The organism is Ruegeria lacuscaerulensis, from assembly GCF_013034685.1.
GTDB classification, from domain to species: domain Bacteria; phylum Pseudomonadota; class Alphaproteobacteria; order Rhodobacterales; family Rhodobacteraceae; genus Ruegeria; species Ruegeria lacuscaerulensis_B.
On record NZ_WQGO01000001.1, the window covers coordinates 131,262 to 144,810 of the forward strand.

Annotated in this window: 13 protein-coding genes; 6 read left to right on the forward strand and 7 right to left on the reverse strand. The window is 59.7% G+C overall.

The features are described from left to right. Positions 1 to 70 precede the first annotated feature (70 nt). From GOV80_RS22615 to GOV80_RS00680, 4 genes are all read right to left on the reverse strand, one after another. Positions 71 to 1,324, reverse strand: coding sequence for a DsbA family protein (locus tag GOV80_RS22615; protein ID WP_170782481.1), 1,254 nt, complete (start codon positions 1,322 to 1,324; stop codon positions 71 to 73). Between the two features lie 79 nt (positions 1,325 to 1,403). After that, positions 1,404 to 2,873, reverse strand: coding sequence for a carboxypeptidase M32 (locus GOV80_RS00670; protein ID WP_170774275.1), 1,470 nt, complete (start codon positions 2,871 to 2,873; stop codon positions 1,404 to 1,406). 1 nt (position 2,874) lies between these two features. Further along, the gene (gene ctaA / locus GOV80_RS00675; RefSeq protein WP_170782482.1) at positions 2,875 to 4,020 is read right to left on the reverse strand and encodes a heme A synthase; all 1,146 of its coding nucleotides are present in this window, start codon (positions 4,018 to 4,020) and stop codon (positions 2,875 to 2,877) included. A gap of 59 nt (positions 4,021 to 4,079) precedes the next feature. Further along, positions 4,080 to 4,823, reverse strand: a complete 744-nt coding sequence (locus GOV80_RS00680) for an RNA methyltransferase (protein ID WP_170752876.1) — start codon at positions 4,821 to 4,823, stop codon at positions 4,080 to 4,082. Positions 4,824 to 4,976: 153 nt separating this feature from the next. On the opposite strand from GOV80_RS00680, the gene GOV80_RS00685 reads away from it, so the two are divergent. The 4 genes from GOV80_RS00685 to GOV80_RS00700 all read left to right on the forward strand — a co-directional run bounded on the left by GOV80_RS00685 (position 4,977) and on the right by GOV80_RS00700 (position 8,176). After that, a complete protein-coding gene (locus GOV80_RS00685) occupies positions 4,977 to 5,594 on the forward strand; it encodes a thiamine phosphate synthase (RefSeq protein ID WP_170782483.1) in 618 nt (205 codons plus the stop codon). 45 nt (positions 5,595 to 5,639) lie between these two features. Continuing rightward, positions 5,640 to 6,533 carry a PfkB family carbohydrate kinase gene (locus tag GOV80_RS00690; protein WP_170774281.1) on the forward strand — a complete coding sequence of 298 codons (894 nt, stop codon included), beginning with the start codon at positions 5,640 to 5,642 and terminating at the stop codon, positions 6,531 to 6,533. Then, positions 6,530 to 7,435 carry a pseudouridine-5'-phosphate glycosidase gene (locus GOV80_RS00695; RefSeq protein WP_170782484.1) on the forward strand — a complete coding sequence of 302 codons (906 nt, stop codon included), beginning with the start codon at positions 6,530 to 6,532 and terminating at the stop codon, positions 7,433 to 7,435. Before GOV80_RS00690 ends, GOV80_RS00695 begins: the two co-directional genes overlap by 4 nt. 63 nt (positions 7,436 to 7,498) lie before the next feature. After that, entirely contained in the window at positions 7,499 to 8,176 is a 678-nt protein-coding gene (locus GOV80_RS00700; protein WP_170774285.1) for a DUF502 domain-containing protein, read from the forward strand. Here GOV80_RS00700 and GOV80_RS00705 read toward each other — a convergent pair whose 3' ends face one another. Both GOV80_RS00705 and GOV80_RS00710 read right to left on the reverse strand, forming a co-directional pair. Next, entirely contained in the window at positions 8,177 to 9,202 is a 1,026-nt protein-coding gene (locus GOV80_RS00705) for a patatin-like phospholipase family protein (protein WP_170782976.1), read from the reverse strand. Between the two features lie 65 nt (positions 9,203 to 9,267). Next, entirely contained in the window at positions 9,268 to 10,041 is a 774-nt protein-coding gene (locus GOV80_RS00710; RefSeq protein ID WP_170782485.1) for a 3-hydroxybutyrate dehydrogenase, read from the reverse strand. Positions 10,042 to 10,334: 293 nt separating this feature from the next. Between GOV80_RS00710 and GOV80_RS00715 the strand changes: the two genes are divergently transcribed. Continuing rightward, complete coding sequence (locus tag GOV80_RS00715; RefSeq protein WP_170782486.1) at positions 10,335 to 12,149, forward strand: extracellular solute-binding protein; 1,815 nt, start codon at positions 10,335 to 10,337, stop codon at positions 12,147 to 12,149. A 495-nt stretch (positions 12,150 to 12,644) separates the two neighbouring features. Next, on the forward strand, positions 12,645 to 12,881 hold the full coding sequence (locus GOV80_RS00720; protein ID WP_170774290.1) for a hypothetical protein: 237 nt from the start codon (positions 12,645 to 12,647) through the stop codon (positions 12,879 to 12,881). Here GOV80_RS00720 and GOV80_RS00725 read toward each other — a convergent pair. Beyond that, positions 12,870 to 13,493, reverse strand: a complete 624-nt coding sequence (locus GOV80_RS00725; protein ID WP_170774292.1) for a helix-turn-helix domain-containing protein — start codon at positions 13,491 to 13,493, stop codon at positions 12,870 to 12,872. The two genes, GOV80_RS00720 and GOV80_RS00725, sit on opposite strands and share 12 nt — an antisense overlap. Positions 13,494 to 13,549: the final 56 nt, after the last annotated feature.

Consider the following 13,549-nt stretch of genomic DNA (forward strand, 5'->3'; position numbering starts at 1 on the left):
GTGACCTCGCCGTGCAACCCATGTTGAGCGGCGAGGTCATACTTTGACACACACGTAGCGGGATGGCTTGTTAAGCTTGTGCTCGTATAAGATCCTGAAGCACCCAAAGCCTGTCCTGACCCCAAACGCTTTGGCCGTTCAGATGAAAGCTGGGAACCCCCCAAAGCCCGATTTGGAGAAGACGTTCCTGGTTGGCCTCGACCCGGGCCCGCCAGTCAGAAGTGCCAATCAATGTCTTGGCCGTTTGCCATTCCAAACCCGCTTGGCGCACGACCTCCGCAAGCCCGGTATCGGTGCTGGCATCCAATCCTTGGGCCCAAGCGCCTGTCATGAAAGCCGCGCAGTATTCCGGTAAGCGGCCTTCGGCTTCGGCATAATCCAAAAGGGCGTACCCCCGTTCAATGCCCGCGCCCAAAGGGTCGCTAATACGACCAAAGGGGATGGCCAGACGTCGCGCCTCGCGTGCGCAATCCCCCAAGATATATGATGATTTCGCTTTGGGAACGGGCAGTCCACGCATCAACATCGGAAGCACCGGACGCAAGATCAAACGCGCATTGGTCCGCGTGGCTAGATCGCGTACACGGTCGAAAGCCAGATAGGAATACGGGCTTCGAAACGAGAAAAAGAACTCCAGTTCCTGCCCTGTTGCATCTGGGAAGGGCTCGGAATAGTCCGGCACAATGGGCGGGTGCGACGGCCCAAGCCCAAGCGTCGCCAAACGCCCGTCCAGGTATCCAAGCCGGTCCGGCCCCCAATAGCATTCGCCCCCATACGCAAAGCTGCCGCCAAGGTAATGCCCGGCGGCGGCAAGAGCCTGATCCCCTGCCCGCCGCGCCACATTCGGATCAGAGTGCGCCCCTTCGGGGATATCCAGACCGGACCACAGCGCAGTGCTGATTTGCCGTGCTTTTGAGGCGAAGTCCTGATCACCCAACAGGGCCGCAAGACGCCGCTCGGCTTGCGCAAAATCCGCGTCAGACGGGGCCGGCTGCTGTGGCGCTGCCAACCCTAAACGTCGCGCCCATCGCACAGTGTCGGCCCATGAATTCTGCCAGTATTCGGTGGGCAACGGCTGGATATCCGAAGCCGGGCGCGAGATCAGATGCGGCTCGATCTGGACATCAAATTTGTTCTGTAACTCTAACAAAAGCTGCAGGCTGAGGTGGCAATAGGGGTCAGCTACATCGTGAAAATACTGTACGGTGTAAGGTTTGCCGCTGAGCCTCCGCCGCACCTCGGCAATACGCTGTCTTGCGACGTGCAGGCCCTCGCTGGTCAGCACAACCGCAGCTTGGGTTTTCAACTTGTTTTTGATCGACACATGCCCCTCCCAAATCGCCTCTGGGGCACTCTATCGTCTGGCACAAAGATTCCCACGGCCGAACACTGAAACGTGAGGGTCAGAGGCCGTACAGCTTACCGAACTTATCTTCCAGATAGGCCAAAAGTGGCTCTGGCCCCGGTTCAACCCCACTTGCGCGGGTTATGACCTCGCGCGGGGCGTACAGCCCGCCATAGCGCTGCAGGTTCTCGCGCAGCCAGCCGGTTGCGCCCGTCGAGTCACCTTGCGCAAGCTGCGCGTCCAAATCGGGTAGCGCCGCGCGCAGCGCCTCATACAGGCATCCTGCGTAGACATTGCCCAGCGAGTAGGTCGGGAAATAGCCAAACAGCCCCACCGACCAATGCACATCCTGTAAGCACCCGTTTGAAGGCTTGTCGACCGCATAGCCGAAATCGGCCTTGAAACGGTCATTCCACGCGGCCTCCAGATCGCTGACCTGCAGGTCTTCGGCCATCAGGGCGCGCTCCAGATCAAAGCGCAGCATGATGTGCAGGTTATATTGCACCTCATCCGCCTCGGTTCGGATATAGCCGTTATGAACACCGTTGACGGTGGCATAGAATGCGTCGGCGTCACTAATCCCGAAATCGCCAAAGGCCGCTGTCATCTGATCGAACAGCCAGCCGGTGAACGCACGCGAGCGGCCCAGCTGGTTTTCATAAATCCGGCTTTGGCTTTCATGCACGCCCATCGACACCCCACTGCCCAGCGGGGTCAGCGCATAAGCTTGGTCGATGCCTTGCTCATATGCGGCGTGGCCGACTTCGTGAATGGTCGAGTAGAAACAGTTGAACGGATCGGTCTCGCTGGTACGGGTGGTGATCCGCACGTCCAGCCCGCTGCCCGAGCTGAACGGATGCACCGCCTTGTCCACGCGACCCGTGTTCAGGTCATAGCCGAAGGTGGTCGCCAGTTTCTGTGACAGGCGCATCTGGGTTAGTTCGTCAAAAGTGCCGGTCAGGGCTTGCGGCGCGGGGCGATCCAGAACAGCGGCGCGCAGGGCCACCAGGCGCGGGCGCATCTGGTCGAATATCTCGGCAATTTGAGTGCCCGTGGTGTAGGGCTCATAATCTTCGACCATGGCGTCATAAACATCACCGCCTTGGGCCAGCGCCGCACCCTCTTCACGTTTCAAGGCAACGACCTGTTGCAGCACGGGCAGGAACGCGGCCACGTCTTCGTCCGCACGGGCCTGCGCCCATGTGCCCTGCGCAGCGGATGTGACACGCGCAATCGCCTTGGCCAAATCAGCGGGAACTTTGACCGTGCGCTCATAGGACCTCCGGATTTCTCGGATCTGCGCCTTGCCAGCTTCATCCTGCGGATCGGCCTGATCCAGCCACTCGGCCACGCGCGGGTCGGATCGGCGCGCGTGCAGAACTGCTTCGATCGCAGCCATTTCCTCGGCCCGTTGCGGCGCAGCTCCGCGCGGCATCACCGTTTCCTGGTCCCAGCCCAGCCGCCCGGCAATCTGCCCCAGCGCCGAGGTTTCCCGTTGAAAGGCCATCAGGTCGTCAAAGGCGGTCATGTCACGCTCCGCGGATCAAGGTTGCGATTGGGTAAGCGGTCAGGAAACGCGCGCGCAGGATCAGGGTCCAGACGACCACGGCCATGAACTGATGGACAATCGCGATCTGCCACGGCGCGGCATAGACCACAGTCACGATACCGATCACCACTTGCAGTGCCAGCGCTGCAAAAGCCGCGTTAAAGGCAAACCGTGTTTGCGGATGCGCGCTGGTACCGCCGCGCCGCCAGACGATGACGCCGAAGATCAGCAGCAGATAGCCCGCGCAACGGTGAATAAACTGCACCAGACCAGGACTTTCGAAGAAGTTGCGCCACATCGGCTCCAGCATCGTGGCATCGGGCGGCAAAAGCTGTCCGCCGATCAAAGGCCAGTCGGTGAAAGACCGCCCCGCATCAATCCCGGCGACCAGTGCGCCAATCAGAATTTGCAGGAATGCGAAATGCATCAAACCGGTCGAGAGCGAGAATAGCTTCGCCTCTTTCGCGCGGCGGGCCTGCATCAGGTCACGCTCCTCGCGGCCCAGCTCAAAGATGTACCACGCAAGGAACCCGAGGATCACAAAGGCCAGACCCAGATGAGTGGCCAGGCGATAGCTGGCGACGGCAGTCATCCCCTCGCCCTGCGTCACGCCCGAGGCGACCATCCACCAACCGACAGCCCCCTGCACCCCGCCCAGAACGCCGGGGATCAAAAGCTTACTAGTCCAACCCGTAGGGATTTTCCGCGCGGCCAAGAAACCAAAGAACCCGATGGCCCAGACCAGACCGATCACGCGGCCCAGCTGACGATGACCCCATTCCCACCAGTAGATGAATTTGAAATCGTCCAGCTCCATCCACTGGTTCTGGATGCGCCACTGGTCGATTTCCTTGTACTTGTCGAACTCGGATTGCCAATCTGTCTCGGACATCGGCGGGATAGCCCCGGTGATCGGTCGCCACTCAGTAATCGACAACCCGCTATCGGTCAGGCGCGTCAGGCCACCCACAGCGATCATCACCACGACCAGCGCGAACAGCATCATCAGCCACGCCCGGATTGCCTTGCGCGCGCCGCCCCGGCCACGGTCGATCATACCGGGCTGAACCGCCTCTTGTTTCTGGTCGCCCGAGACCTCTTCGAAGATGCTGCGCTTGCCGCTCATGCTGTCCTCATGTCCTTGTTTCGTCGCACGCTAGGGTGAAGCGGAAGATAGGTCCAGCCTTAGCCCTTGTCCTTCCAGCGGACCATCTGCCGCATGATCCCGTGCAGCATCTGCACATCGGCCCGCGTCATCCGCATACGCGACCACAGGTTGCGCAGGTTGGTCTTCATCCCTTCGGCCTTTTCGGGCGGGTAGAAAAACCCCGCCTCTTCCAGCCGGTCCTCGTAATGTTCGACCAGTTTTTCAACCTCGATCCCTGTCGCCCAATCGCCCTTACCCAAATCAGTGGCCTCATGCACCACATCGGCGCTTTGGCGCATCCACTCATAGGCGGTCAGAAGCACACATTGCCCGAGGTTGAGCGAGGCATATTCGGGGTTCACCGGCACCGAGATGATGGCGTTGGCCTTGGCGATATCCTCATTCTCAAGCCCCGCGCGTTCAGGGCCGAACAATACGGCGACTTTTTCACCCGCTGCGACCTTTTCGGCAGCGATCTGCATGGCGCGTTCCGGGCTGTAGACTGGCTTGGTCAACCCGCGCTGGCGTGCAGTGGTGGCGAAGACAAAGGTGCTGTCAGCCAAAGACCCGGCCAGATCATCAAACAGCTGCGCCTCATCCAGCAATCGCCCCGCCCCGCTGGACATCGCCACAGCCTTGGGGTTCGGCCAGCCATCACGTGGGGCAACAATCCGCATCCGGTCCAGCCCGAAGTTCCACATCGCCCGCGCGGCAGCACCGATGTTTTCGCCCATCTGAGGGCGCACGAGCACAAAGGAAGGCTGGGATTTGTCGCTGGGCATGGCTGTCTCCGAAAGTTCCGCCTGCTGTAATCGGCACATTGGCGCAGGGCAAGCCGTCCGGGCGGCCAATTGCGCCAATATCCGGCTAAAAAGATTGCTTCCCCGGCCCAATCCGCTAAACCGCGCCAAAGACTGAAAGCGAAGGACGCGCCGATGGACACCCCCGAGCAGCCGCAGATTTACCTGATCACCCCGCCCACGATCACCCTGAGCACCTTCCCCGAGCAGTTGGGCCGCGTGCTGGACAGCGCCGAGATCGCCTGCATCCGCCTCGCCTTGGCGGGTAGCGACGAAGACACCATCGCCCGCGCCGCCGATGCCTGCCGCGAGGTCGCGCACGCACGGGATGTGGCGATCGTGATCTCGAACCATGTCCTGCTGGCGCAGCGGCTAGGGCTGGACGGGGTGCATCTGGATGACGGTGCGCGCTCGGTCCGGGCGGCGCGCAAAGAACTGGGCGCGGATGCCATCGTCGGCAGCTTTTGCGCAGCCTCCAGCCATGATGGCATGACCGCAGGCGAGCATGGCGCGGACTACGTGGCCTTTGGCCCGGTTGGCGCATCGGCCTTGGGCGATGGCACAATCGCAGAAAAAGACCTGTTTCAGTGGTGGTCCGAAATGATCGAGGTTCCGGTTGTGGCCGAAGGCGGCCTGTCCCCAGACCTGATCCGCGCGCTGTCGACGCACACCGATTTCTTCGGCATTGGCGACGAGATCTGGTCGCAGGACGATCCTGCCGCCGCGTTGAAGGCGCTGACCGACGCGATGTGAGCGTTAACCCTTGCACCCGCCGTGACGCTGCGGCATGACACGGGCATGACTCAGACTAGCGAAATCCTGTGTATCGGATCGGTCCTTTGGGACGTGATCGGGCGGTCTGCCAGCGCCATGCGGCAGGGGTCAGACGTGCCGGGGCGGATCACCCGTCTGCCCGGCGGCGTGGCCATGAACATCGCCATGACACTGGTGCGGTTCGGTATGACGCCCACCCTGCTCACCGCAATTGGCCGCGACCCTGAAGGCGACGAACTGGTCAATGCCTGCGCACGGCTGGGCATGGTCACGGATCACGTCTACCGCTCGCAGGATTTGCCGACCGACCGCTATATGGCTGTCGAAGGTGCCAATGGTCTGATCGCCGCCATCGCCGACGCGCATTCGCTTGAGGCTGCTGGGGCCAAAATCCTACGCCCGCTGATGCACGGACCGTTGGGCTACGAGAACACACCGTTCGAAGGCCCCATCGCATTGGATGGCAACCTGACGCTAACTTTGCTGGAAGAAATCGCCCAAAGCCCGGCCTTCGCAAAAGCCGATTTGCGCGTGGCCCCGGCCTCACCCGGGAAGGCCGAGCGCCTGCTGCCCTTCCTCAAACACGCCCGCGCGACGCTCTATGTGAACCTCGAAGAGGCCGGCATCCTGTGCCAGCGCGAATTCACCGATTCCGAATCCGCCGCCAAAGGTCTGCTGGATCGCGGCGCCTTGCGAGTGCTGGTCACAGATGGCGGCAACTCGGCCACCGTGGGCACCGCAGATGAGATTCTGACCCAAACACCCCCGTCCGTTCTGGTAACACGCGTGACCGGCGCGGGTGACACTTTCATGGCGGCGCATATCGCGTCCGAGGCCGCCGGGGCCGCCCCCGACGCTGCCCTGACCCGTGCCTTGCACGCCGCTGCTACTTACGTTTCCGGAGAAACCCCACTGTGATCGACATCCACTACTCGGCCGAGGTCCGCGCCGCCAAAGACGCAGGCCACCCCATCGTTGCGCTGGAAAGCACCATCATTACCCACGGGATGCCCTACCCTCAAAATATCGAGGTCGCGGCGCAGGTCGAACAGGACATCCGCGATGAAGGTGCCGTTCCAGCAACGATTGCGGTCATCGAAGGTGTGCTGAACGTGGGGCTGGAAGCGGATCAGCTCAAAGCGCTTGGTCAGGCGCAAGGTGTCGCCAAAATCTCGCGCGCGGACATGGCGGCCTGTATCTCGACCGGCGGGACCGGAGCCACAACCGTCGCCGCCACAATGATCGCAGCGCACTACGCTGGAATTCCGGTCTTCGCCACCGGCGGGATAGGCGGCGTGCATCAAGGCGCCGAAACCTCATTCGATATTTCAGCGGACCTGCATGAGTTGGCTCAAACCCCTGTGACGGTTGTGGCCGCCGGTGCAAAAGCCATCCTCGATCTGGCCAAAACGCTCGAGGTTCTTGAAACGTTGGGCGTCCCCGTCATAGCTCACGGGCAGGACGAATTCCCCGCCTTCTGGTCCGCCAAATCCCCTTATGCCGCGCCATTGCGTATGGACACCGCCGAAGCCATCGCCAAGGCCCACGCCACACGCCGCGCCCTTGGGCTGCCTGGCGGGCAACTTGTGGCCAACCCGATCCCCGCCGCAGATCAAATCCCGGCCGAGGAATTGGCCCCGATCATCGCCTCGGCCCAAGCAGACGCCGACGCGCACCGGATCACAGGCAAAGGCGTCACCCCTTACCTGTTGCAGCGCATCTACGAACAGACCGAGGGCCGTTCCCTGACCGCAAACATCGCATTGGTCAGAAATAACGCAAAATTGGCTGCCGGAATCGCCCGCGCCCTGTCCGAGTGAGCAAAGCTATTGTACCAAGGCCCCGGACTGCTTAACTAAATCGGCAAATCACTCAGGACCGCAATGAACACGCCCTTTGACGAAGAACCTCACCGCGGACCGGGCCTGTTTTCCCGGCTGCGCGCGTCATTTCTGACGGGCATCGTTGTTATTGCACCAGTCTGGCTAACGGTCTGGCTGATCTGGTCTGTGGTTGGCTGGATCGACAGCGCCGTCCTGCCGCTTGTGCCACAGCAATTTCACCCCGAACAGTATGTAGGAATCAATCTGCGCGGCGTCGGCGTGGTGATTTTCCTGATCTTCACGGTGATCGTCGGCTGGATCGCGAAAGGCATTTTGGGCCGGTCGCTGATCCATTTCGGCGAAAGCGTTGTGAATCGGATGCCAGTTGTGCGGTCGGTTTATTCCGGGATCAAACAGATCTCGGAAACGGTTTTCGCGCAAACCGAACGGTCGTTTGAAAAAGCCTGTCTCATCCAATATCCCCGCCGTGGCATTTGGGCCATCGGCTTCGTCTCGACCACTGCACGGGGCGAGGTCAGCGACCGTGCCGAAACCGGCGGTGCACTGCTCAGCGTCTTCGTGCCCACAACACCGAACCCGACCTCCGGTTTCTTGCTGTTTTTCCCTGAAGAGGACGTGATCCTGCTGGACATGTCCATTGAGGACGCCGCCAAACTGGTCATTTCAGCCGGTCTGGTCTACCCGAACGAAAAAGACCCGACCCAGCCGCCCGAGTAATCAGCCGAACATCTCCGGCAGGTTGACAGTGCTTTGCTGGCCCAAATCCGCCTTGTGATCGGTCAGAAACCGGTTAGCAGCCCGACGCCCAGCCTCTTTCAGCTTATGTAGGATGACCGGGTTCGGCACCGTCTTGGTCGCCACGGAAAGATCATTCATCAGCTCGTCATCCGCGATCATATGCACCAACACGCGGCTCATCTCACCCGCCTGCAACTTGCCCTCGGCCAACAGACGCTGTACGAAACTGATCGCTCGCAACTCCCGAAACAGGGACGAGTTGAAACTGATCTCATTCACCCGATTCTGGATTTGCTGCGGGGTCTTCGGCACCTCGTCCCGCTCCAGAGGATTGATATTCACGATCACAACATCATCGGGCAAACCTTTGTCAAACAAAGGGTAAAGCGCCGGATTGCCGGTATACCCACCGTCCCAATAGGCCTCAGTCCGCCCCGTTTTTGGATCGAAAATCTCCACCGCCTGAAACAAGGTCGGCAAACAGGCCGAAGCCAAAATCGCATCGGTCGAAATCTCGTCCCCCGTAAACACTCGGATCTTGCCACTGCGCACACAGGTCGCACACACAAACAGGGCTGGTCCCAGATCCGCACAGACCTCATCAAAGTTGAAGCGATCAATCACCGACTCCAACGGGTTCTTGTAGAACGGCCCGTATGCATAAGGCGACACCAACCGCGACCACGTATCCCCCACGGAAAACGGCAAGGAATACTCCATCGCCTGCGCGACCTGAGCAGGCTCAACGGCCTGCATCCAATTGGCCAACCGCATGTCGCCCACGGCCCCCATACGAGCCCAAAGCCCGTTCAGGTTGGCACGCGCACCATCGCGCCCATCCCGAACCATACCTGACTTGTACGCGGCACCATTCAAAGCCCCGGCCGAAGTCCCGGTGATCGCAGCGACCTCGATATCCTCTTCGTCCAAAATCCGGTCCAGCACACCCCAGGTAAACGCCCCATGTGCACCACCGCCCTGCAGGGCCAGATTGATCCTCTTCACAACGCTCACCCCTTCTTCTGTTCAAAAATACCTCGGGGGTGTGGGGGCCGAGCCCCCACGCAGTCTCACAACGCCGTCCAACCGCCATCCACGGAAATCGTCGTGCCGGTGATCTGCGCCGCCGCGTCCGAGCACAAAAACACCGTTGTGCCTCCCAACTGCTCAACCGTGGCAAACTCTTTCGACGGCTGCCGCTCCAGCATCACATTCTTGATCACGTCATCGCGGCTCATGTCATATTCCTTCATCGTATTGGGAATTTGCGCCTCGACCAGCGGGGTCAACACGTAGCCCGGACAAATGGCATTGCAGGTAATCGGTTCCTGCGCCGTCTCCAGCGCCACGGACTTGGTCATACCCACTACACCGTGCTTGGCTGCGATATAGGCCGCCTTGTAGGGCGACGCCGTCAAACCATGGGCAGAGGCGATGTTGACCACACGCCCCCACCCGGCCTTACGCATCATCGGCAAGGCGGCGGCTGTCGTGTGAAAAGCTGAGTTCATGTTGATCGCAATGATCGCATCCCATTTGTCGACCGGGAACTGATCAATCGGCGCCACATGCTGAATACCCGCATTGTTGACCAGAATATCGCATACGCCCACAGTCTCGATCAGCGCCCGGCATTCGTCGCCTTTGGACATATCAGCCTTGACATAGCGCGCATTTGTTCCCGTCTGATCCGAGATCTCAGCGGCCAGCGCGTGATCCTCGTCGCGGTCGGTGAACGAATTCAACACCACATCCGCCCCGGCCTTCGCCAACTCGCGTGCGATACCCAATCCAATACCTGAATTTGACCCTGTGATGATTGCAGTCTTGCCCGAAAGACTCATGGCCGCTCTCCTTCGAAATCCGAATTTCCGCCACAGTGCCATGCTGCACCTGCAAAGAAAACGGCGAATGACAAAAGCACGAAACAGCGCCAAAAATCTGCACAAAAAAAACGCCCGCACGAAGCGGGCGTTAAGTTATTGAGGCAGGTTTCATACAGGCAAGAAACCTATCGAGCAGTGCACCCTTTATAAGCAATTCCACGCCTCCGTCCAAGCTAAAAGTTTGAAAATAAGAAAAATCATCGGTACGGTGAATCCCAACAAAATAAGGCCAGAGCAGGATTGTTTCCAAAATGCGCCCCAATATTCTCCGCCCCATTCGCCCTGTGATCACGGGAATCACCCTGCTTTTGAGCAGTGCTATCGCTAACGCAGAATCGGCTCATGGCATAGCTATGTATGGCGCGCCCGCACTACCACCGGATTTTGTGTCATTGCCTTACGCAAATCCGGATGCGCCAAAAGGCGGCAAAGTCGTTTTTGGAAATACCGGCGGCTATAACAGTTTGAACCCGTTTGTGCAAAAAGGCACCCCACCCTGGCAATTGCGATTTTGGACCCATGAAAGCCTCATGGGGCGATCCTGGGACGAGCCATTCTCGCTATACGGGTTGTTAGCCGAATCGGTTGAAACAGCACCAGACCGTTCTTGGGTCGAATTCACCCTGCGCGAAAACGCCCAATTTTCAGACGGAACCCCGGTGACTGTCGAAGATGTGATCTGGTCGTACGAGATTTTGGGCACCGAAGGCCACCTGCGATATCGCGGATTGTGGGGCAAGATCGACAGTATCGAACAGACCGGCCCGCGCTCGGTTCGGATCACCTTTAACGACCCCGACCGAGAGCTGGCGCTCATCGCCGGTCTGCGCCCGATCCTTCAAAAGGCACAGTGGGAGGGCAAGGATTTCGCTGACGCCACCCTGCATGACTTCCCCGTCGGCACCGGCCCTTATGTGATCGATGACTATGAGGCCGGCCGCTATGTCACCCTGCGCCGGAACCCGGACTATTGGGGCGCGGACATCCCGTTCCGACGGGGAACCATGAACTTGGATGAGATGCGGATCGAATTCTACGGGGACGGCACGGTCCTGTTTGAGGCCTTCAAAGCCGGTGCTCTGACCGCTGTGCGCGAATTCAACGCCGACAAGTGGGACACGCAATACACCTTCCCCTCGATCCAGCGTGGCGACGTGATCAAAACTGAAATCCCGCATGGCAAACCTTCGGGCATGACGGGCTTTGTCATGAATACCCGAAAGGCCCCGTTCGATGACTGGCGTGTGCGCGAGGCGTTGACCCTTGCCTTCAACTTCGAATTCATCAACGACACGATCACGGGTGGCGCACAGCCCCGGATTACCTCGTATTTCTCGGGCTCGGATCTTGCCATGCAACCAGGCGAAGCGTCGGGCCGAGTCGCTGAATTGCTGCGACCCTTTGCAGACACGTTGCCGCCTGGCGTGCTTGAGGGTTACAGCCTACCCGAAAGTGACGGATCAGCGCGTAACCGGTCCAATATCCGCAAAGCGACCGCTCTGCTGGCCGAGGCGGGTTGGACCATTCAGGACGGCGTGCTGCGCAATGCAGCGGGCGATGCCTTTACCCTCACCGTCCTTCTGCAACAGGGTGACACCGAAAGCGAAACGGCGATCGAGATTTACAGTCGCGCGCTGGAGCGTCTGGGTATTCAGGTCACGACCGAGATGGTCGACAGCGCCCAACATACGGGTCGCACTTCCGAGCTGGACTTCGACATGACCTTCTTCCGTCGGGCACTATCACTGTCTCCGGGCAACGAACAGCGGCTCTATTGGGGCAGCGAGAACGCCGACACGCCGGGGACGCGTAACCTGATGGGCGTTGCCTCGCCTGCGGTAGATGGGATGATCGACGCCATGCTTGCCTCGGAAAGCCGCGAGGATTTCGTGGCCGCCACCCGCGCCTTGGACCGGGTTCTGACCGCCGGGCGCTATGTCATCCCGATCTGGAATTTCGACGTTGGCCGCATCGCCCACGCGAAAGAGCTAAAATTCCCCGACACTCTGCCGATTTACGGGGACGGGCCGGAATACATGCCGCAGATCTGGTGGTTCGAAGAATAGCCCAAATGGGGCGCTTTCGCGCCCCATTCCGCCCTCCGAGCCAAGGTCTGATCTCGCCCGTCGCAGCCTGTCGGCGAAAATTGGCACATTCGGTTTTCTGACGACATAGAGTAGTCACTGTTTTCACTACCACAAAATCTGCGGGTCCGCGAATTTTCGTCCAAAATCGGCGCAGTCTCAAAAAGAGCTTTACCGAATACATCTTTGCCGCTAGCCTTCGGCCTATACTTCGCTCTGTGTGATAAGATTTTTGCTTTTATTCTTGAACTTTAGCCAATTTCGTACCCCGCAGCGCGTCTGAGAAACGGACCTGCCTCCACTCACTCCAACCTTAGGTCCGACAGCCCGTTGCGGTGCGGCTGCAACGGGCATTTCCATTCCGAAAATACGCAAGCGCAAGGTGCGACATTTTGTCATGCACGGGGTCGCGCAGGGGCTTCGTAACCTGAATATAGGCCGGGCAGCCTTGAAACCTGGAAACCGGAAAGCTTGCACATGCTGAACTGGACTGACCTGACGCAAGACTGGGATGCGATGTACGCACGCGCCAAACGGCGGTTTCCGAACCTGCGCGATCAGGATAAGCCAAAGCTGGGCAAGGATCGCAAAGGGTTCGAAGCCTATCTGGCCGAGCGACACCAATTGACCGTAAACGAAGCCCATGAAGAGCTAGAGGATTTTCTGTTCACAGAAGGTCTGAACCGCGAATTCAGCAGCACGTTACGTAAGTGACGTTACCCACAGGATCGTTGCATCCTCATCGCTGACAGACACGACGTTGTGGCCCATGCTGCCGTCGTAATAGGCGCTATCACCGCGACGCATCTCAACCGGTTCATAGAATTCCGTATACAGCCGCACGACGCCGGTCAGGACATACAGAAACTCTTCACCATCATGGCGTACCCAGCCCTCGAACTCGTCCATCGAGCGGGCCCGTACGCGCGCACGGTAGGGCAGCATCTGTTTCTTGGTCAGTGTTTCCGCCAGCAACTCATGTTCGTAAGTCGCGGTCGCATGTGCCGCACCCTGACCCATCCGGGTGACAGACATCCGCCCGATCACCTGTTCGCGTTGCGGGGGCGTAAACAACTGCGGCACCGAGATCTCAAGCCCAACCGCCAACTTCTTCAGCGCGTCATAGGTGGGCGACATCTGACCGTTTTCGATCTTGCTAAGCGTCGAACGCGCCAGCCCTGCCTGCGTGGCCGCCTGTTCCAGCGTCCAGTTACGCGCTTTGCGCAATTCGCGGACACGGGCGCCCAGATCCAACGGCTCAAGCTCGGTATGGTCTCCGGATTCCCGCGCGATGCGGATCAGCGATGTCTGCTCTTGGGTGCTCATGCGTTTTTCTATAGGGCCAGCCCGTCCTGCTTGCAACGCGTCAGACGTCACGTTAG

Bases quoted from the DNA above. Each gene is read 5' to 3' on its own strand.
- GOV80_RS00670 (WP_170774275.1), bottom strand. From the start codon at position 2,873: ATGACCGCCTTTGACGACCTGATGGCCTTTCAACGGGAAACCTCGGCG.
- ctaA (WP_170782482.1), bottom strand. From the start codon at position 4,020: ATGAGCGGCAAGCGCAGCATCTTCGAAGAGGTCTCGGGCGACCAGAAA.
- GOV80_RS00680 (WP_170752876.1), bottom strand. From the start codon at position 4,823: ATGCCCAGCGACAAATCCCAGCCTTCCTTTGTGCTCGTGCGCCCTCAG.
- GOV80_RS00685 (WP_170782483.1), top strand. From the start codon at position 4,977: ATGGACACCCCCGAGCAGCCGCAGATTTACCTGATCACCCCGCCCACG.
- GOV80_RS00690 (WP_170774281.1), top strand. From the start codon at position 5,640: ATGACTCAGACTAGCGAAATCCTGTGTATCGGATCGGTCCTTTGGGAC.
- GOV80_RS00700 (WP_170774285.1), top strand. From the start codon at position 7,499: ATGAACACGCCCTTTGACGAAGAACCTCACCGCGGACCGGGCCTGTTT.
- GOV80_RS00710 (WP_170782485.1), bottom strand. From the start codon at position 10,041: ATGAGTCTTTCGGGCAAGACTGCAATCATCACAGGGTCAAATTCAGGT.
- GOV80_RS00715 (WP_170782486.1), top strand. From the start codon at position 10,335: ATGCGCCCCAATATTCTCCGCCCCATTCGCCCTGTGATCACGGGAATC.
- GOV80_RS00720 (WP_170774290.1), top strand. From the start codon at position 12,645: ATGCTGAACTGGACTGACCTGACGCAAGACTGGGATGCGATGTACGCA.
- GOV80_RS00725 (WP_170774292.1), bottom strand. From the start codon at position 13,493: ATGAGCACCCAAGAGCAGACATCGCTGATCCGCATCGCGCGGGAATCC.